Here is a 20,447-nt window from a genome sequence, read left to right on the forward strand (position 1 = left end):
GAAAGGGATCGTCTCAGAGGCAGCGATAAGCCGCCGAGGAGACGATCCCTTTTTGGAGTTGAGTGGTCTGCCCGGCAGAATGCTAGACGCACCTCACCATCTCTTCCCCGCTGTTTGCGAAGAACGACTGTTCTCACATCGGTTCTGCGGCAGCAGCGGTTACTTCATCACCATTTTATACGAATCTTCTTCGCTCCGGAAAAGAATAATCCAACTAGCGGGGATCTATACAATGAACGGGTTATGGTACTGCCAGGCTCTTATGCCGCTGCTTCAACTCCATTTGTACGTTTCTCCTTCAACATCAACCAGAATTAGTTCAAAGACTTCATGACAAGCAGCGTTGCCGAGCGTTTCGGCAGCTTTAGCAACACAGTGCCTGTCTCACTTGCTGCGAGATCGCCGGTCTTGGCCAGGCGACGGACCGCATCGAAGGCATAAACCTCCGCAGTGTCAAAGCCTGTACCCAGCTCGAGCTGAATATCCCGGCTTAACGTGTCCTTGTTGAACAGCAGTACGTATGTCTTGCCGTCATTTCCTTCGATCGTATAAGAGCCGACCGCATCATAGCGCGACGAATCGGTGCGGACGCTGCTTCCTTCGATTTTGGAGCCTTGACCGTCGTAATCCAGATAAAGCTTAAACGCATCCTCGATCGGCGTGTCCGCATGGAAGTTGCCGAAGCGTGTGGCCAGATCGACACCCTCTTTGCCGAAGATCGCGAGCGCTTCCGCCTGCGCCAGACCCGCCGTAACGCCGAAGCCGTTGCCGAAGTTGTACTCCGTAATCGCCAGCTTCAGTCCGGGCTGATTGCGCTCGATGACTTCTTTCATGCGCGGAATGAGTCGAACTGGCTCTTGAATCCAGGATTGATCGACGAACTGATCATCGTACAGCGCCTTGAGCGCCTGGAAGCGGCGTTTCGAGACCTGCGGGCTTTCATTTTCGGACGGAACCCCGCCCTCCTGAGAGTAATAGTGAATGGTCAAATAATCGATCAGCTTCACGCCAGTCTCCTGCTCATGACGGTTCGCTTGTTGCAAGTACCATTCCAGGAAAGGCGTTCCGCCGTGAGACTGACGATCCGAACCGTCGGCGCACCAATCGGCCGGGGAGTAGAAGTAACCGCACCATCCCCACGAAACAGGGCCCAACAGTTGGGCGTCGGGGTCGGCCTGCTTGATCGCCGTGCCATACTCTACCGTTTTGTTCCACAGCTCATCATAGGTCGGAGCCTCAGGATGGACATCGCGATGCGTCACGTGCCATAGATCCGGCTCATTGTCTAGCGCGTACAGTCGGACTTTATCGTTCGACTTTTCGGCCATATGGCGAACCCAATCAGTGGCAAACTCCGTTCCGACGCGAACCGAGGTGTCGCCGGGATCGTTGTTCGTTACTAACGTGCCATCCTTGAACACTCCATTGCCTGCATCCCGCAGCTCCCATGCACCCTCCTGTTGACTTCCGTATTTTTGCTGCGAGAAGCCATAGCTGACCGTGCGATCCTTCGGCGTCCAACCGATCGTTGGGATCGTCATCAGCACCTGATTCCCCCGCCCAAGCACACGATCGACAAACCGATCGGATAGCGAGCCCCCCGATGGCTCCCAATCCGGGCCGTCGTACGGGTAATTAATGAAGAACCAGTCATTGGCGCGATTCGCCGCATTCAACTGCCAATTATAGCGAGTCGTCTGATTGCCTCCCCAACGTTCCACTGTAAAAGGCAGAGTGGAGGTCGTCGGATTTCCCTCGTCATAGTTAATGCCGTAAATATCATTGCTAATCGGCTTCCGCTCCGAGGTCTGATCGACGGACACGGTGACGAGCGGGAGCTCCGGCTCAGGCAGTTGCCCCGCATTCGGATTGGACAGAAACGTTATATCGTCGATATAGATCGCTTCCTGGTTTTTTTCCGTCGCAGCCTGCAGGACAAAACCATCGAAAAATCCGAGATCCAGTCCGAGATCGGCCATGCTGACCGTTACCTCCGTCCATCGACCGGCCGGAAGGGAGCGATTCGGGAACAGCTCGTTCAGATCGATCGCTCCAAGCGCCTGATTGCCGTTGTAAAAATGGAACAGCAGCTCTTGGGCGCCGGCGTTGCCCCCATGGAGCCAGAACCGGATGCCGTAATAGTCCTCCACAGACTTCTTGGACTCGCCGGAAATCCATACACCGTCCCAGCCGTCCGGCTCGAACTTGATCGAGCGGCTGCCGCTTCTCGCCTGCTCCGCGTTGGCGAAATCCTTTTCGTGCCAGCTGTAGTTATGGAAGCCTGAGGCCAGCGATTCCTCGTACACCGGCTCCGCCTGGACTTCCGTAATTTGGACGAACCCAACGGTCGTCAAATTTTTGTGGGTTGCCGTAATCTTCGCAATTCCCGGCTGCAGCGCAACGAGTTCGCCGCCTTCGACGGACAGAAGCTCCGGCTTGTCAATCGTCCATTGCGTATCGTTCGTCACGATGGCAGTGTCACCCGATTGCAGGAACGTCTCCGCCTGAATCTGCCGGTGTTCTCCCGGCAGCATCACCAGACGCGGCTGATCGATTCTAAGCTCAAGCACGGCGGCTTGTGCTGCTTGTCGAGAAGTAATCGCAATATCGTCCAGATATATCGGCGCTTGCTTGCCCGGCTGCAGGCCGGTCAAACGAATGCCGTCGAACAGACGGTGCTCCAGCCCCAGTTTCGCCAGATCCATCTCGATCAACGCCCATTCCCCTGCGGGAACGCCTTCCGGCAGCCAATGCTCGAGCGGGCGTTTGAAGGCCGTTACGCCTCCTGCAGTCAGCGCCAGTTGTACTTGCTGTCCGCCTTCGGAACCTCCATGCACCCACAGTCTCAGCTTGTCGTAGTCGTTCACCGTCAGCAGTTGAGTGCTGTATAGATACAACGCTCCGTCTCCGTTTGGAGTAAAGCGAATCGAACGAGAGCCTGTCCGTTTCACCGAGCCTTCCGCCAGGTTGACCTGTCCCCAGCTGTTGTTCGTGACCGAATCCGCCAGCTTGTCATCGAACAAGTACAATCCCTCGACCGGCTCGATCGGATCTCCCGGCTCTTCGCTGCCTGGCTCCTCCTCGCTCGGTTCTTCACCTGGATTTTCACCGCCAGGTTCTCCTCCCGGCTCCCCGCCCGGCTCTCCACCAGGTTCTTCTCCTCCGGCTTTGCCCGTAAAGACAAGGTTGTCCAAATATAGTGGACTCTGCTGGCCAGCACCCCAAATCAGGATTCCGTCCATCAACCCTTGTATGCCGGCTTCGCCAAGCGGAACGGTCACTTTCACCCATTCCTCCGTAGGTATACCGCCTGAAAGCAAATCCGCAGAGTTCAGCTCCGCAAGCGCTTGTCCGCCGAGCGTGAACACCAGCTTGAACGACTGCCCTCCTTGGCCGCTTCCGCGCAGCCAGAAGCTGAAGCTGTCGTACTCGCCGGCATTCATGATGCGGTCCTTGTACAGATAGACGGCCTGCCCTTCTTTGGCTTCGAACCAGATCGAACGGCTTCCTTCGTACACCGTCACCGTCTCGTCCAGGCTGACACCCGCCCAGCTGTTGTTGTGGAACGATTCCTCCAATCGATCGTCAAACACGTTCAGCTTATCGATCCCCGAACCGTAGGTTCGCGGACCCGGAACCGCAAGCTGAGTAAACAATAGCGCTGTCGTCAGCAAGGCTGCCACCTTGGAGGGGCCCTTCACTTTTATGCTCGCTCCCATAAACAGTGCTCCTTTCTAGTTTAATAACCTCCCCATTCTAATAGAGAAGATCGTCACTCGATAGTTACAGACTGTCACAGTTATTGTCACGACTTGGAAGCGACGTCCTCTTGCAGGAACGGCAATCCCTTCGCCGTCCCTCGCATTGCGTATCGTCTGAACGATAATACGGGAGGACATACCCTTCAGTTGAAAGCCGAACCCCTCTTCGGTTTGAAGCAGCGTTTGCAGGCCTTCCCGAAGCAGTCTCCGGTCATCCAGAAATCAAGTTGGCTAAAGTTCAGCAAACGCCGCCCGAAGCGTGAGGTACGAACGTGATCATGACATACATGACTTAGATGATGACAAACGGTAACTGGTCGTACAAGTGAACACGATCTATGATGAATGAGGAGCTTGCGCCGTTCCGTAGCAGAACGGCAAATCTTTCACCACTCGTCGGGGAGGAATGGTTTCATGGAAGTAAAACAAATCATTAGAATTTTAGGCGTTGTTGCGCTTCTGGGAGGAATCGCACGAATCTGTATGGCGCCTTCCGCCTACATCTGGGGAGCCGACAGCATGCCGGAGCTGGTTAGCGGATTCGTCGCTTGCGTGTTGATGGGGATCGGCATCATCGGAGTTTACCTGTATCAGGCACCGCGAAGCGGTCTTCTCGGTTTGATCTCGGTGCTGCTTCTCTCCGTCAGTAGTTCGCTGACGGCAGCGCTCGTCTGGAACAACATGCTGGGTTTATTGCCAGAAGACCACAACTACATCTCCATGCTGCTGCCCATTAACTCCATTCTGACGCTGATCGGGCAGATCGTTTTCAGCCTTACAGCGATCCGTGCCCGCGTTTATCCCATTTGGAGCCTGATTTTGTTCATCGTATATCCCGGCATTTACTTTATCCCTGCTGTGTCGGATTTGGGTTCGGTCGCCTGGGGGCTCTGTTATGTCGTATTTGCGCTCTACATTTTGCAAGTGCGCGCTCGCAGAGCCTGATAGGACATTCGGTACGAAAAAAAGGCCGGTCGTCTAGGGACTGGCAAAGTCCCAAAGGAGAAGTTGATAACATGGGAGCAGCGACATTTTGCTTGGTTACAATTACTCTAGCCTCTATCGTTCAAACCGTACCACCTCTTCCGCCGTTCACGATTCCGGCGGGGGTTAATCTGGTTACGGCCGTGCCTTTTCCCGAGGGAGGCAATGTCACTATTGATCTCTTACCCATACTTGGGGTCGATCTTGCTATTACGCTTGTCCGAGTGTCGCAACGCAAGCTGTAGTCGTTACTCCGGTATTAACTGCAAACCGTAACTGAATCTCCGTAATGAGAACGTTAGGGATCAGGAAGCATGCCCCCGCTGGCTTCGGCTGGCGGGAATCTTTTGCTAGTCCAGCTTAATTTTTAATTGTTCTCTTCGCTGCGGTTGTTAACGAGCCTACGCTGGTGCGACATATAAAACAGAAGCGATATTTATTTCTGTAATTCGTTTTACAGAAAGGTATGCTTTCTGACACTCTTTGAGCATTCAAAAAGGCCGTCGAAGTAATCGACGACCTTGCATCCCCTTTACTAAGTCGATCTGCACGTTCCTCGTTTTAACCTTTAAAATGCATTCCCGATTATGTGGACTCAATCAGAGTGCACATAAACCAGATTTCCATCCGGATCGTAACATTCCAACCACTTCCCGCATCCATCGTCAAACCGTTCGTTCGTTCGTATGCCACTGTCCCTAAGAACAGAGTATACAGCCTCTATATCATCGGTATGGTAGGTAAAGACGATGGGGGATCTGCCCTTGTTTTGTGAATTTGGCTTCTTAACCAGAATAATGTTTGGACCGCCATCGACTCGAATAATGGCGTTGTCGTCTTCAACGTCTTGATCGAGATGGAATGGTGGTCGTACTAAGGTGAAGCCTAATAATTCAACATAGAAATTCAATGCCTTTTTCAAATCGGAAACATGCATGTCAATGGTGATCATCGCTTTAATCTTAGCCTTATCCCGCTGGCTAAATGGACTATCGACTTTCTGAGCGACCCGAACTTCTTCAGCCATTTCATACATCTCCTCTTTAAGTTTTATCCTCGTTCTTCTTAAACAACTTTCAACGGTGATATTTGAAATAGCCGAATTTTTCGCTTTCTTTTGTTTGGGTTGAACTATGCTGCCCGTTACGGAGCTAACTTATTAGAAGTGCGGAAGAACATTTTCGAGCGTAACTTGCCATTTCCCATAACGATGCTCCACTTTATGAACACTGGTGTTGGCCGCAGGAAACGATTTATTGGTATTGCTCCATTCCAATTCTTTTAGAACATGGTAAATGACATTAATGACCCCGCCATGGGTAACAACGAGTACATGCTCACGGTGATTGCTTGCTGCCTGTTCCTCGCACAATTGTTCGAACGTTTCCCGGATTCGCGTAAAAAACTCGATAGGGCTTTCGCCGCCAGGATATCGTTCATCCATCCGTAAACTTGAAAAATACAAGCCAGGGTATCGTTCATTCACGATCTCGTTCGGCATCCCGGCGATTAGGCCATTGTTCGTTTCTCTCCAGTCGCGGCTGCGATGCACCGGCAAGTCAAGGGATTGGGCAATCTCATTTGCGGTATCCAGCGTACGCTGCAAGTCGCTGCTAACGATCCGATGAATGTTGTACACATCCCGGTTTTCCTGGAGATACCGGCCTAGTTTCTCGGATTGTCTGTACCCTTCCACGATGAGTCCCCTTTGACTCCAGCCGCCGCGAAACCCGTCCTCGTCTTTACCATGCCTAACCAAGTAAATAGCCATTGTTCCCTCCTTGGGATCGATCGCGATAGTTTTTTGCAGCCCGACAACCCTCTTCCGGAAGTATCACTTCCGTTATTTGTTTCTTGCAGCAGGAAATCGACCCATAGCGGAAACTTCGGTTCCGCTATTCACCATATAACCGACTGGATCACCTCAAACGGCTAGAATAACGGAAACCAAACTTCCGCTAAGCCGTTAAAGTTGCGGATTTTACGAAATTAGCGGAAGTCATACTTCCGCTGCGCCCACATCCGATAAAACCCGATAACCAAGCAGCCGTACGCTACCAGCTGAAGCAGAAAGGTGATGGAGCCGTTCGCATAAGAAATCCACATGAGCAGTTCTCCCGGCGTCATTCCCGAGGCAGGCACCGAGGCAGCATTGACGGAATCGACATACGTCTTGAGGATGGGCGAGAGCACCCAAGTAACAAGAAAGGAGTAAATCTTGCCGATCAGTAAAAACAGAAAAAAGTAATATCCTCCCCGAAAGGAATGCTTCCTGCATAAAAGAAGTCCCGCGATCCATATCACGGAGAGCAGTATAAAAGACAAAACAGCAGACGCGACTCCAAACACAGGTACCAGAGCCAACCGATCATCCCCCCTGCGGCCGTTTTCTTTCTTATACGCTTCCAATCCCTGGAAGGTTGCGCGTATCTATACAGGACCGCACACAAAAAGGCCGCCGGATCGCTCTCCGGCAGCCTCGTTGTTACTATCCTGTTTGAACCGGAATATCCGGCCCTAGAGGTTATCCGGCGGTGACGCGAACCGTCCGGGCCGCCTGCACGCCGCCGTATTCGGCGGTAATAACGGTCTCGCCGGTCGTTAGCGGCACGATCGTTCCATCCTCCCGCACATTCAGCACGGAACGGTCTTCGACCGTATATACCGGCCGCAGCACCGACTGAGTCAGTCCGTCGGCACGAACCGCAACCGGATTCAGGCGGCAAGCCGGACCGGCCATGCTTACTTCCTCGCAGCCGCCCAGCCGCAACGTATCGACAGGCGCCGGCTCGTCGCCGAACAAATGAAGCAAGGGCGAAGCCAGCCGTGCGGCCCAATCATGCTCCACATGCTCCGCCTCGGCATCCAAATAATACGCCAGCTCGCGGTCCGCCGTATAACCAAGCGCAAGCAGGTGCTCCGCAACGCCGCGGACGTGCTTTTCCATCACCAATGTGCCTTCGCGGCCGCCGAGATCGATCCAGATCCGGGACAGCGGCTGCTTCTCCCGGAACAGATGCACGAGCGTCACCTCGGCCGGGCTGCTAGGGTCCACGCAATAAAAATAAGGAGACACGATAGCAAGCTTGCCGAAAATGTCCGGCCGGCGGAAGCCGATATGGTACGTCACCTGTCCGCCCCGCGACGATCCCATCAGCGCCGTATGCTCCGGACCCGGCTCGGTGCGAAACACCGCATCGATGTACGGCTTCACTTCATCGATCAGAAACGACTCGTACAGCAAGCCCTTCGGCTGCACCGTTACTTTATCCTCGCGATACAACACGCCGGCCAGATCGTGGGTGAATTCGTCCGACCGCTCCGTCCCCCGGTTGGCGACGCCGACCACGATGATCTCTTCCATCAGACCGAGCGAGACGAGACGGTCGACCGTTTCGTGCACGTTCCACGAATAACCGTTGAAGGCCGGATGAAATACATTTTGACCATCATGCATGTACAGCACCGGGTAACGCTTGGCCGTATGATGCCGGTAGCTTGGGGGCAAATACACGAACAGCTCTCTTGAGTTGTCCAAGCTGGCGGAATAAAAGTTTTCGACTCGCAAAAGGCTCGATCCGTTTGTCATCTCATTCACCCCGATAAGCGCTCCGACGCCGTATCTATCCAATCTTCCACCTCATAATGCAGCACCTGGCGGCCGTCCGCCGTGAACGTCCGGTACGGAACTTCCCGGCCCCGGGCATCGACCTCGTGCCGGCCCAATCCGCGGGAAATGCGGAACACGAAGGAAACGTCTCTCGGTACCTCGAACGTCCCGCCGTACCAGCCCTCGCGAAGAAGGGGCAGCTCGATGCCCGCGTACAGCTTATCTGCAGGCGGCGTGCCCTCCGGTACCTTCACGTACATCTCGACCGGAACCGTAGCGGGCACATGCGGGACGACGGCGAGCTCGTGACAGACTGTCACCGCAGAGCCGTTATACGTAATTTTCGTGCTTCCGGTCCGCTTAGGCAGCAGCTTACCGTCCGCGCTCGCCTCGACGATCCCGGGATCGTCCGCTACATAATGCGCATTCAAGTCCGTGACCATAAACCCGCTGTCGTAATGGACGACCGGGTTCAGCGCACGCCTCGGCCCTTCCAGCCCGATGACGGCGGGGCCGTGCAGCTCCGCTCGGACCGGCTTGCCGATCCCGCCGAAAAAGTACAGCAGCGGAGCATGGACACGGGCGGCCCAATCCCTCTGGGAATGCCCCGAGCCGATGGCCACATGGAACATGAGATCGACTCCCGGCTGGAAGCCCGCCCGGATCAGAGTATCGGCGACATGCCGCACATGTTTTTCCATGACGGTATAACCTTCGGAATCGCCCACGTCCATCCAGATTTTCAAATCCTGCTTCTCCGTATATACCCGGCTTAACCAGCGTTCCTCCATTGTCGCCGGATCGACGCTTACGAAGAACGGACATAATGCGCCGATCATGCCGAACGTATCCGGATGCCGGAACCCGATATTGTACGAAACCAGCCCGCCGGCGGACGAGCCCATCAGAGCGGTATGCTCCTTGTCCGGCAAGGTGCGATATTCCCTGTCGATAAAAGGCTTCACTTCGCGCAGCAGGAACAACTCGTACAGCTCGCCCTGGTTCGTCATCCCGAACACGTCGCGCCCGTCCGGGCTTGCATGCATATATTCGGCGATGCGTGCATCCTCGACATGGGCGACCGCAACCACGATAATTTCGCGCATGCGTCCTTCCGCAACGAGCCGGTCTACTGTAAGATGAACGTCCCACGACTCGCCCTTCCGGTCTTTGTGGAAGACGTGCTGGCCGTCGTGCATATACAAAACCGGATAACGCGCATCCGGATCGCTATCATAACTCGGGGGCAAATAGACGAACAATTCGCGATTGTTGTTTAAAATGGCGGAATGAAACGATTCGAATGCGATCAACCGCGATGAATTCACTTGGTGCCTTCCTCCTGTCCTTGTCTTACGAGATAACGGGCAAATAAAGGAACTTCTCCGGACTGCTGTGATCCGCATCGTGAATGTTGCGGTCCATCATGTCCACAATCCGCTTGTAATCGCTCAGATCGAACGCTACCTTGGCGATCCGCTCCGCCAGCATTTCCGGACAATCGCTTGTGCATACAGCGACGATCCGGTCATGAGTCCGCACTGCCTCGCCTGCCAAAAATTCGTTGACGACGATTCCCGGACTGCCGGGGTACTTGGCCAAAAAAGCGTTCAACCCTTCGGCCCCCTCATACACGTGAATCCGTTCCTCGTCCATACCCGACAGCCGCTTGATTTGCCCGACAAGTTGCGAATCGTTATACCCGTCCATCACGAGGAAATGCGGCTCTTCGCCAAGTTTCTCCCGCGCGGACCGGAAGCCGGCCGCGAAGTCGGGAAGCACTTTATGGAAGATCGTATCTTCGATATGGCTGTCGATCGCAAAGACGGGAATGCCGAATCCGAAGTAGCGGGAGATGGTCGCAAATCGCTCCTGGTCGACGTTCATCAGAAACACCCCGTCCAGATTCCGCTCCCGGATCATGTCATAGGATGGAGCGTCCCCTTCGATCTGCATGAAGATCGTATGGTAGCCGAGCTGGCTGCACAGCCGTTCGATCCGGTACAACGCTTTGACGTACTTCAGCTCGGACCAGCGGTGGGGCTGCAAATCTTTGAACAATAAAATCCCGATCAGCCCGGTTTTCTGCAGCTTCAGCGAACGGGCGCTCCGGTTCGTCACATACTGGAGCTGCTGGGCGATTTTCAATACTTTAACCCGTGTCTCGTCGGAGATCGATTGGGTTTTGACGTCGTTCAAAATATAGGAGACGGTGGCAATCGACACGTTGGCCGCCTTAGCAATATCTTTGATAGTCGCTTTTTTCATCTCAAATCTGCCGCCTTTGCTTAAACGTTTCAGTCGATTTAATCACACGCCATCCGATTTGTCAATCGCTCCCGGACACCGCGATCAGTACGTGCCAGCCGAACGGAGGCAAGGTGACGTTCGCCTTCTCCTCCGCCATCTGAACGACGCCGTTCCCCCACACCGGAACGGGCGAAACGTGCGGCTCGACGGCGAACACGAGATGAGCCGGAGCGGCGTCATGATTGAAGCACACGTACACGTGCCCGCTGGCATGAGTTCTCCGCACGACCAATTGGCGGCCCCGGGCATACAGCCATTCGAACGAGCCTTCCTGCAGGGCGGGGTTCGACTTGCGCAGCGAGACGAGGCGGCGGTAAAAGTCGAGAAGCTGCGCGTTTTGCCGGTGCGGGTCCCACACCATCGGCCTCCGGCAGTCCGGGTCGGCCCCTCCCTGCATTCCCGTCTCGTCACCATAATACACGCACGGCGTCCCAGGCAATATAAATTGAAACAGCGCGGCCTGTTTCCCTTTCCGCTCGTCCCCGGCGACCGTAAGCAGCCTCGGGGTATCGTGGCTTCCGACGATATTAAACGCTGCCTCGTTCACTTGCTGCGGATAGCCGGCCAGCAGCCGGTTGATCCGATCCGCTAACGTATCGGCATCGATCTCGCCTTTGGCAAAAAACTGCAGCACCGCCTCCGTCGCCGGATAGTTCATCACCGCATCGAACTGGTCGCCTCTCAGCCACGGCATCGCATCGTGCCAAATTTCCCCCAGAATATACAGATCCGGCTTCAACGACTTTAACGTCTTGCGGAACTGCCGCCAAAACCCATGGTCGACCTCGTTGGCCACGTCCAGTCTCCATCCGTCGATATCGCACTCCTTAACCCAATACTGCGCCACGTCCAGCAAATAATCGCGCACTTGCGGATGGGCCGTATTCAGCTTCGGCATGTGCGATTCGAAGGCGAAGCAGCGATAGGACGGCCGCGGCTCCCTCGTCAGCGGATATTCGTCGATATGGAACCAGTCGCGGTAAGCCGACGCCTCCCCCTTCTCCAGCACGTCCTGAAAAGGCGCAAACCAAAAGCCGCTATGGTTGAACACCGCATCGAGGACGACGCGAATGCCGCGTTCGTGGAACGCCTGCACCAGCCGTTTCAGCAGCTTGGCGTCTCCGAAATGGGGGTCTATACGCAGATAATCCGACGTATCGTACTTGTGGTTCGTCCGCGCCTCGAACAGCGGAGTGAAATAGACCGCATTGACGCCGAGCGACTGGATATAATCGATCCGGTCCAGCACCCCTTGCAGATCGCCGCCGTAATAATCGTGCGGTCCCGGATCGTCCTGATCCCAAGGACGGACGCCTGCCGGATCGTTCGCCGGATCACCATTCGCAAACCGTTCGGGGAATATTTGATAAAAAACGGCCCGCTTGACCCACTCCGGCGGCTTCAACACCTCGCTCGGCCACAGAAACGGGTAGTCGAAGCAGGACAGCGGATCTTGCGGCTTCCGCTCCGAGAAGCCCTGCTCCGTATACCACAGCTTCCTGGTGCCGGACGCCAGCTCGAACGCATAGCGGAGCCGGCCGTACGGAGGCGTCAGCTCGGCCTGCCAATAATCGAACAGCTCGTCGCTGGCGATCTTGTGCAGATGTTTCTCCTTCGCGGTATGTTCCCAATCGTATTTGTCTCCGTATAAAGCTTTGAGAGTCCGCAGATCGCCTTTTTTGGCGCGCAGCCGAATGTGGACCGTCCGGTCGTCATAGGCGTAACAATAACTGTCCGTCGACCTGTGATAGATCGCTTCAACGTGCATGGCGCACTCCCCCATCCTCCAAATACCGGCTTCGTCAGCCTTTGTCGGCGCCGGCCGCGAGTCCGCCGATCAAATATTTCTGAAAATACATGTACAGCAGCGTAATCGGCAATGCGACGAGCACGGCCCCGGCGGCAAATACGGTAAAGCTGGAATTCGTCTCGTTGGCGACCATATTGTACAACCCTTGGGCAAGCGTCATTTTCTCCGACGACCTGAGGACGATTTGCGGCAAGATGAAATCCATGAACGGCGTAATAAAGCTGTTCAGCGCCACAAACGTCACGGCAGGCAGCGACAACGGAAGAATAATTTTGAAAAACGTGTCCTTATGGGTAGCGCCGTCCAGAAAAGCCGCTTCCTCCAGGCTGCGCGGGATCGTATCGAAATGTCCCTTCATCACCCACGTTCCCATCGAGACGGCCCCTCCGGCGTAAATGAGCACGATGCCCAGATGCGTATCGAGCATCTTCGTTTGCAGCAGCAGCACGAAAATCGCCATGATCGACAAGAAGCCCGGGAACATTTGCAGGACGAGCAAGGTCATCAGTCCTTGCTTCCTGCCCTTGAAGCGGAAACGGGAGAAGGCGTAAGCCGTTATCGCGACCAATGCCGTCGACAAAACGGCGTTGCATACCGCGACCTTGACCGTATTGCCGTACCACAGCACAAAATCGGTATCGCCGATCAGCTCGGCATAATGGCCGAACGTCGGATTCGCCGGGAACATGCTGCTGACCAGTAGTCCGGTGCCGGGGTTCAGCGACGTCCCGATCACCCATACGATCGGATATACGATCGCCGCGAGCAGCAGGGCGAACACCGCGTAGATGCCGGTTACGATCAGCTTCTCCCGGAACTTCGCCGAATTTGCGCGTATTCCGTCACGTCCATTGTTTTTCAGCTTCGACATTCAGACCAAATCCTCTTCTCGGGTAGACTTCATCCGCCTGTAATTCCATAACGAGAAAGCCGCGATAAACACAAACATAATAATCGAGACGGCCGAGGCCATATTGAATTGGCTCTGGTTCAGCGTCATCTTGTAAATCCACGAAATCAATATATCGGTGCTCCCCGCATAGTAATAGCCGGGATGGTCCGGGCCGCCGTCCGTCAGCAAGTAAATCAGGTTGAAGTTGTTGAAATTAAACGCGAACTGCATAATGAGAATCGGCGCGGTGGCCGCCAGCACGAGCGGCAGCGTAATGCCGACGAACTTCTGCCGTCCCGACGCCCCGTCCACTTCCGCCGCTTCGTACAAATCGCGGGGCAGCGTCGTCAGCACGCCCGACATCAGAGCCATTAGAAACGGAGTCGAAAACCACAGGTTGACCAGCACGATCGTCACTTTCGCCATCAGCGGGTCGGAAAGCCACGGAACGGCCGGGATGCCCAGCTTCATCAGCATATCGTTTACCGGACCGAACGATCCGTTGAGCAACACCCGGAACACGAGAATCGAGATAAATTGCGGAACCGCCCAAGGCAAAATGAACATGGTTCTCCAAAACCGCTTGAACCGGATGCCCGGGTAATTCACCATCAGCGCCAGCAGCAGCCCGCCGAAAAAGACCGATACGGTCGAAGCCGCCGCCCATGCGATGTTCCAGACGGATATGCCGAGAAAGGTCGAACGCCAAGCTTCCTGCGTGAACAAATCGGTGAACGTCCGCAGCCCTACCCAGTCCACCAGCGCCCGGTCGGGAATATGGGCGGGAGCGGAATAATTCGTAAAGGCGATCAGCACGTTAAACGTCAGCGGAATGACGGTGACGAACAGCGCGAAGCCGCAGGCGGGCAGCAGGAGCAAATAAGGCAGATGCCGGAACCTCGCCGTCCGGAACGAATCGATAAGGCCGGGAACGCGCCGCCCTTCGTCGCGAAGTTCTCCGTTTTTGCGGGCGTCATAAATATTCAGCACATAAAAGCCGACGAACAGCAGGACGATGACAAGCGTGATGAGACCGCCTATCAGCAGGAAGATGGAATGGTCGCCTTGAACGATTTTGCCTCCGACGATGCGGGTAGGCGCTTTCCCCAGCGTAATCAGTCCGGCAATTCCTTTGAAAGCGATCGGATAATAAGTCCAGAACAGCAACTGCGCCCCCGTCATGAACAGCAGGCCTTTGCCGTATTGCCTGTTATACAGCTGACCGAGCCCGATCAGCAGCGCGGATAATAAGCCAGCCTTCGTCCGGTACCGCCCGGCTTCTTGTGTCAAGTTCATACGTGTAACCGCCTTACTTCGTCGTCTTGATTGCTGTTTTGATCTGCTCGACCGCGTTGTTCAGGGCGGTGCGCGGGTCCTGATTGGAGTTCCAGAGCGAGGAAAGCGCAGCGCCCGCCGGCACCCATACGTTGCCCATTTCCGGAATCGACGGCATCGGAGTGGAGTATTTCGCCTGCTCCAGGAAGGCCGAAGCGTTCGCGTCCTGGGTAAGAATCGGATCTTCCATCATATCTTTTCTCGGCGGCAATTGCTTGGTCATCTCGAACCGTTTCGTCAGATTCGGCTTGTTCGTCGCATAACTCGCAAACAGCTTGGCCGCAGCCGGATATTTCGTATACGAATTGACGTACAAGCCGCGGATGCCGGAGAAGCTGATCGGGTGCTGGCCGTTCGGCAGCAGCGGCAGCGGAGCGACGCCGTATTGGAAGTTGACCTGGGTCAGGCTCGATTGCAGCCACGGCCCGTTAATAACCGCCGCCGTTTTCCCTTCCTGGAAAAAGCCCGTAATGATATTGTCGTTGATGTCGTTCGTATTTAACGGCAAAATCTGCTTAAGCGATTGGATATAGGATGCGCCTTCGACCGCTTTTTCATTGTTCAGCCCGATATCGCCCGCATCGGTTCCTTTGCTCCCGAACACGTAACCGCCGTAACCGGCCAGGAACGAGTAAGACTGGTACAATTGGCCGACGTTCCACATGAAGGCGTATTTTTTGTTTTTCGGGTCGTTGTACCCGGCGGCGAACTTGACGATATCCTCGTACGTTTTCGGAGGGGCCGCCATCAGGCTTTTGTTGTAATACAGCGCGTACGTATCGATGGCCGTGGGAAATCCGTACAAAGTCCCTTTGTTGCTCACCCCGTCGATGGCCGACTCCATATACTCGCCCCTCGCAGCCTCATCGAATACGTCGTTTTGCAAAACAAGCCCGGCCAGCACGGCATTGCCCAATTGATCGTGCGGAGCGGCGAATACGTCGGCCCCGAGGCCGGCCGGACCGTCCGTCGTCAGCTTTTTCACCGAATCGATCGCGGGCACGGGCTCCACTTTCACCTTGACCCCGTATTCTTTCTCGAATTGCTCTGCGATCGCTTTCAAATAGTCCAGCTCCGGGCCCTTCGATTCCCATACGAGCAGCTGCGCTCCCGTCTCCGGTTTCAACCCACCCTCCTGCTTGACGGTTTCGTCCGCAGGACGGCTTTGCCCTTGATCCGCCGCCGGGCTGGCCTTGCCGCCGCAGGCGGCCAAAAGCGCAAGGCTGGAAATAACGGCGACCGAGGTGAAAAGATGCAATCGTTTGAACAACATACGTTTCCCCCTTGTTTATTATACTTAATCGTTTAAGTGAAGTTGGTACTGAAACGTTTAAGTATTAATTTGCCCCTATCTTATCGCGCCCTAAAAGGAAAGTCAATGGAAAATAAAGGGGGATTGAGGGTACAAACCGCTCTTAATTGGCTCTTTCCCGCTCACGAGCAGGGAGGTACGAGACCGCCGCTCCCCCGCGAATATATGCCCGCTGCCGCGTAAGCGGCAAGCGCCTAATCATGCAAGCGAATTTCGTGCCCAGCTTCGCTGCACCCTGATCCGTTTGGGCCTCTAATAGCAAAGGCAGCCTATCGTTTAGGATAAGCTGCCAGCCGGATTTTCATGCACAGGATGGAATCCCTTTCCAGGTTCATCCGATCGGCTTTCACTTTTCAAGCCGCCGTTTGCTTACTTCGCTGCCGTAGCGGTTATCGCCTGGTCGGTCGCTTCCGCCGCTTGGCGCAGCGCCGTATTGACATCGCTTCCGCTCGCGTATTTGTTAAGCGCATTCAAAATTTCTTTGTCGGCGACATCCTGGAACTTCGTTTTTGTCGTCGCAGGCGCGAACGATTGCGGCATAAGCGACTTCACGTTTTTGCCCGCATAGATCGGGTTCGTTTTGCCGAAGTCCTCCATCAGTTTGGACGATTCGCGCACGACCGGGAAGCTTCCTTTTTCCGTCAGCCATTTCTGGTATTCCAGCGAGGTGACGTAATCCATCACCTGGAAGGCGGCATCGCGTTTTTTGCTCATATTTGTCAAATAAAAGTAGTTCGGATACGCCTGGGGCCCTGCATTGCGCTTGTCCGCGAACACCGGCAGCTGCACCGCATCCCAGTTCATCGCGCCGAACGATACGGCCGATCCGCTGAGCGACAAGAACATCGCGATATCCTGCACTTTGTAGAAGTCGTCCCGCTGCGAACCGAGCGCAAACTTGTTATTAGGCAGCTCGTTGCCTTGTATCCGGTAAAACCGTGCCAGGTTTTCAAAGGAACGGACAAAGCCATCCTGCAAAAACGCCGCTTTATTCGTTTTCTTATCCACATGGGGAGCGGACAATTGGTTTAGGAACAGCACATGCTGGAACGCCATCGTGAGCCCGCGGTATTTGACCCCGCCGTCCTGACGCGTCATTTGCTGCGCCAGAGCAAACGTCTCGTCCCACGTCATGCCGTCCTTCGGATAACCGACGCCGAACTTATCGAACAGGTCCTTGTTGTAGAACAGTGCCGCAGACGTATTGGTCACCGGCAATCCGTAGATGCCGCCGTCCGCCAAGTCCCGCTGAATATCGACCAGAGACGTCTCGAGACGGGTCAAGTCGTAGCCGTACTTCTTGATCAGATCGCTGATATCGCTCTGCAGCCCGTAATTCAACAGGAAGGCCGGCGTCAGCCCGATGGAGGCCATCAGAATATCGATTTGCTGACCCGTTGTCAGCAAGTTGGGCAGCGTCTGGCTGTTTTCTTGCGTCACGAATTTGAGCGTGTAGTTCGGAAATTTCTTCGCAATCGGATTGCCGTACTCTTCCATAAACCGCTCTTGCGTCCAGCCGTTCGACGTGTTGTAAAAGACGAGCTCGGTCGGTTCGCTGGCGATCCGGGCCGCTTCTTCCTTGGCCGACGGAGCTCCTCCCGCCCCTTCCTTGTTGGCGTCGGTGTTTGTGGCCGTGCCGTCATTGCCGCATCCGGCGAGCAATAGTGCCATACATCCTGCTGCGATAAGCGATGTGCGCGTGCGTGTCCTGTTCATTGATCTACCCCTCTCTGTTTTGGAACGAACTCCCCTATGCCCTTACCCTTGGCTAACGATTAACGTATGACTGGCTCCGGCTGCTTCCAGGCCGTCCCTGTTCGGCTGTCCCGGCTCCCCAGCGGCTCCTCGCCCCAGAAGTCCGAGGGCGAAGGAAAAACCGGTTCGGCTGTAATCGTAAATGCAATCGCCGCAGGGTCGCCGGCAGAGACGCTTTCCCGGTTGAGCCGGTCCGTCCCGAACGTACGATTGCCCTTAAACGTTGCCATCGACGGATCAAATGCCGGTGCTTGCTCGTGCATCGTGTAGTCTTTGGCTCTGGCGGCCGAAAGGTACACGTCGTTGTCCTCGATCCGCAGCGCGGTCGGCAGCAGCGGCCACTGATCCGGCTTGTAATTGCGTCCGAAGACGAACGCCGCTTCGCTCGGCCGCACGATGATGTTGCCCGTAATAAGCGAGCGGTCGGACTGGTAATACGGGGCGGCGACCTGCTCTTTCTCGCCGGTCTTCGTGTCCGCTGCCGGGAACTGGATGCCGATCCGGCCGCCTGCCAGATAGTTGCGCGCGATCGTCTGATCGTACCCGTACGAGCGAATCCCTTTCTCCGTATTTTCGAAATAGTTGTCCCGAATCGTATTGCCCGCCCCCAGACGGATCGTCAATCCGGACGGATTGTTCAGAAACGAATTGCGATAGATCGCGTTGCCGCTCGTTTTGACGCTGATAATCTCATCCAGGTCGCCCGCAACATGCTCGAACACGTTCTCATACACTTGAGTCCGGTGGACGACATGCACATCGCGCCCCTGCCCCAATTGAACCGCTTCCATTCCATTCGTTTTGTTGTACACGCTTTTCACCGTCGGAATGTTGTAAAACAAATTGGCGTAGATCCGATTGTCGGTGTTGTTCACGTCATCCGGCGTATGCCCGTTGTAGGTCGCCACCGACTGCCCGTAGCTTTGATCGAACGTATTGTGATGAATCTCGTTGCGGGCCGAACCGTTGCGAATGCCGACGATCTTGCTCGTCGGGGTGCGTCCGTTGCGGTAAAAGTAGTTTTCCGTCACGTGAACGTCAGACGACCCATCCAACACGACGCTGTTGTCCGACGTTACGGCGTCGAACCAAAAACCGCTCAGCACGACATGCCGGCTGCCGCGAATCGTGACAAGCGAAGCCCCCGTCAAGCGGACGCCGCCGTCTTCCCGGGCCCGGATCGCCACAGGACCTTCGCCCTTGTAGGTCCAGACAAATTGCCGGTCTGCATAAGTACCCGAAGCGACCCAGATCGTCTCGCCCGCTTTCGCTTGATCCAGGGCGTCCTGCACCCGATCTATCGCCACAGGCTGCGCGCCCCCGGGAAGCTCCGCCGCCGCTTGCGGATTGATCCGCCCGCGCCGTTCTTGACTCGTGTTCATGTGCTCCGCCTCCTGAATGTGCTCTGCTTCCCTTATCGGCGGAGACGCCGTGCAAGAGACAAGCAGCAGCAGCATGGCTGCCGCCGCAGCTCCCCGACTCGTCCGCCGACACATCCTGAGTCTGGATGGAATGGGACACACCTCCTTATTGTTAGGCGAGTACGGCCATCTGCTCCTCCTTTACCTCTCCTTCCAGCGGCTCTCCCTGCTGCAGCCGTGCGATCTCGTCAACGGCGAAGGCGCCGAGACGCTTCAAGCCGTTCGTCACTGCTCCCGCAATATGCGGGGTCATCATGCAGTTGGGCAGTTGACGCAGCGGATGATCCGGCGGCGCCGGCTCGGGATCGGTCACATCGAGGCAGGCGATCAGCCGGCCTTTGCGCAGCTCCGCCTCGAGCGCCTTCTCATCGATGATCGAGCCGCGTGCGGTATTGATAAGGATCGCATCGTCCTTCATCGCGGCCAGACGTTCTTGATTGAACATGTGGTACGTTGCCGGCAATGACGGCGCATGGATGGAGATGACGTCGCACCTGGCGAGCAGCGTATCCAGATCCGCCTTCGTCCCGCCATGCGCCGCTATCGTCTGCGCGTCCATGACCGGATCGTACACCAGCACGTCGACATGGAACTGGCGCAGCAGCCGGATGTAGTGCTGGCCGGCACGTCCTGCGCCTACGACGCCAACGGTTACCTCGTAGAGCTCCCGCACGTCGCCGCGTCCTTTTGTCCACTGGCCGTCCCTCATGTTCTGCGTCAAGGCCCACATGTTTTTCAGCGTCGCGATCGTGAATCCGAGCGCCGTCTCCGCGACGCCGATCGCCAGCGCGTTGTTGCCGCTCGATACGCGGATGCCCCGCTCCCACAGCGCCGGGGTCACGATCGGTTTGACGGTGCCGGCCGCATGGATGACGGCTTTCAATTGCGGGGCGCAGTCGAGCAGCCGCGGAGTCAGCGCCGGAGTTCCCCAGGACGTGATGACGATATCCGCTCCGGTTATCAGCCCGGCAATCGAATCCTCCGTCGGTTTTTCCTCGATCTCATTGCACGCCACAGTTCCCATCGATTGGAGTCGTTCCCACGCCCGCGCGGAGAACAATCGCTTCTGACCCGCAGGTGGTGGCAATACAGCAATTCTCATCTAGTTCCACTCCCATTAGCCGCATTAACAATCTTCTATTGACTCATATCTAACCCACATATACTGTCATTATAACGTATAACCATCAAGTGTCAACGGTGAAAATAAAAAAAGACTGGCACAATGCCAGTCAGTTGCGAGTCAATGTGAGGTTG

At 55.6% G+C, this 20,447-nt stretch carries 15 protein-coding genes; 1 reads left to right on the forward strand and 14 read right to left on the reverse strand.

All coding sequences use genetic code 11. From position 1 onward, the window contains the following. Window positions 1-314: 314 nt before the first annotated feature. A complete protein-coding gene (locus PV433_RS16525; protein ID WP_332073172.1) occupies window positions 315-3,719 on the reverse strand; it encodes a glycoside hydrolase family 44 protein in 3,405 nt (1,134 codons plus the stop codon). Between the two features lie 456 nt (window positions 3,720-4,175). On the opposite strand from PV433_RS16525, the gene PV433_RS16530 reads away from it, so the two are divergent. Continuing rightward, window positions 4,176-4,706: a hypothetical protein gene (locus PV433_RS16530; RefSeq protein ID WP_190931512.1), complete on the forward strand. Its 531-nt coding sequence runs from the start codon at window positions 4,176-4,178 to the stop codon at window positions 4,704-4,706. A gap of 634 nt (window positions 4,707-5,340) precedes the next feature. On the opposite strand, the gene PV433_RS16535 is transcribed toward PV433_RS16530, so the two are convergent. The 13 genes from PV433_RS16535 to PV433_RS16595 all read right to left on the reverse strand — a co-directional run bounded on the left by PV433_RS16535 (window position 5,341) and on the right by PV433_RS16595 (window position 20,292). Next, window positions 5,341-5,772, reverse strand: a complete 432-nt coding sequence (locus tag PV433_RS16535; protein ID WP_332073173.1) for a VOC family protein — start codon at window positions 5,770-5,772, stop codon at window positions 5,341-5,343. Between the two features lie 132 nt (window positions 5,773-5,904). Then, on the reverse strand, window positions 5,905-6,516 hold the full coding sequence (locus PV433_RS16540) for a histidine phosphatase family protein (RefSeq protein ID WP_332073174.1): 612 nt from the start codon (window positions 6,514-6,516) through the stop codon (window positions 5,905-5,907). 218 nt (window positions 6,517-6,734) lie between these two features. Next, a complete protein-coding gene (locus PV433_RS16545) occupies window positions 6,735-7,109 on the reverse strand; it encodes a hypothetical protein (protein ID WP_332073175.1) in 375 nt (124 codons plus the stop codon). 160 nt (window positions 7,110-7,269) lie between these two features. Then, entirely contained in the window at window positions 7,270-8,376 is a 1,107-nt protein-coding gene (locus PV433_RS16550) for an alpha/beta hydrolase-fold protein (RefSeq protein ID WP_332073176.1), read from the reverse strand. Continuing rightward, window positions 8,340-9,683 carry an alpha/beta hydrolase gene (locus PV433_RS16555; RefSeq protein ID WP_332073177.1) on the reverse strand — a complete coding sequence of 448 codons (1,344 nt, stop codon included), beginning with the start codon at window positions 9,681-9,683 and terminating at the stop codon, window positions 8,340-8,342. Before PV433_RS16555 ends, PV433_RS16550 begins: the two co-directional genes overlap by 37 nt. Before the next feature lie 25 nt (window positions 9,684-9,708). Further along, the gene (locus PV433_RS16560) at window positions 9,709-10,623 is read right to left on the reverse strand and encodes a LacI family DNA-binding transcriptional regulator (RefSeq protein WP_332073178.1); all 915 of its coding nucleotides are present in this window, start codon (window positions 10,621-10,623) and stop codon (window positions 9,709-9,711) included. A gap of 61 nt (window positions 10,624-10,684) precedes the next feature. Then, window positions 10,685-12,433, reverse strand: coding sequence for a glycoside hydrolase family 13 protein (locus tag PV433_RS16565; RefSeq protein ID WP_332073179.1), 1,749 nt, complete (start codon window positions 12,431-12,433; stop codon window positions 10,685-10,687). A gap of 34 nt (window positions 12,434-12,467) precedes the next feature. Then, a complete protein-coding gene (locus tag PV433_RS16570; RefSeq protein ID WP_332073180.1) occupies window positions 12,468-13,346 on the reverse strand; it encodes a sugar ABC transporter permease in 879 nt (292 codons plus the stop codon). Beyond that, a complete protein-coding gene (locus PV433_RS16575; protein WP_332073181.1) occupies window positions 13,347-14,663 on the reverse strand; it encodes a sugar ABC transporter permease in 1,317 nt (438 codons plus the stop codon). A 13-nt stretch (window positions 14,664-14,676) separates the two neighbouring features. Beyond that, the gene (locus PV433_RS16580; protein ID WP_332073182.1) at window positions 14,677-15,975 is read right to left on the reverse strand and encodes a sugar ABC transporter substrate-binding protein; all 1,299 of its coding nucleotides are present in this window, start codon (window positions 15,973-15,975) and stop codon (window positions 14,677-14,679) included. A gap of 408 nt (window positions 15,976-16,383) precedes the next feature. After that, the gene (locus PV433_RS16585; protein ID WP_332073183.1) at window positions 16,384-17,730 is read right to left on the reverse strand and encodes an ABC transporter substrate-binding protein; all 1,347 of its coding nucleotides are present in this window, start codon (window positions 17,728-17,730) and stop codon (window positions 16,384-16,386) included. A gap of 59 nt (window positions 17,731-17,789) precedes the next feature. After that, entirely contained in the window at window positions 17,790-19,151 is a 1,362-nt protein-coding gene (locus tag PV433_RS16590; RefSeq protein ID WP_332073184.1) for a chondroitinase-B domain-containing protein, read from the reverse strand. A 151-nt stretch (window positions 19,152-19,302) separates the two neighbouring features. Further along, window positions 19,303-20,292, reverse strand: a complete 990-nt coding sequence (locus PV433_RS16595) for a hydroxyacid dehydrogenase (protein WP_332073185.1) — start codon at window positions 20,290-20,292, stop codon at window positions 19,303-19,305. Between the last annotated feature and the right edge of the window lie 155 nt (window positions 20,293-20,447).

This window comes from Paenibacillus sp. GYB004 (assembly GCF_036577605.1).
GTDB lineage: Bacteria > Bacillota > Bacilli > Paenibacillales > NBRC-103111 > Paenibacillus_AB > Paenibacillus_AB oceani.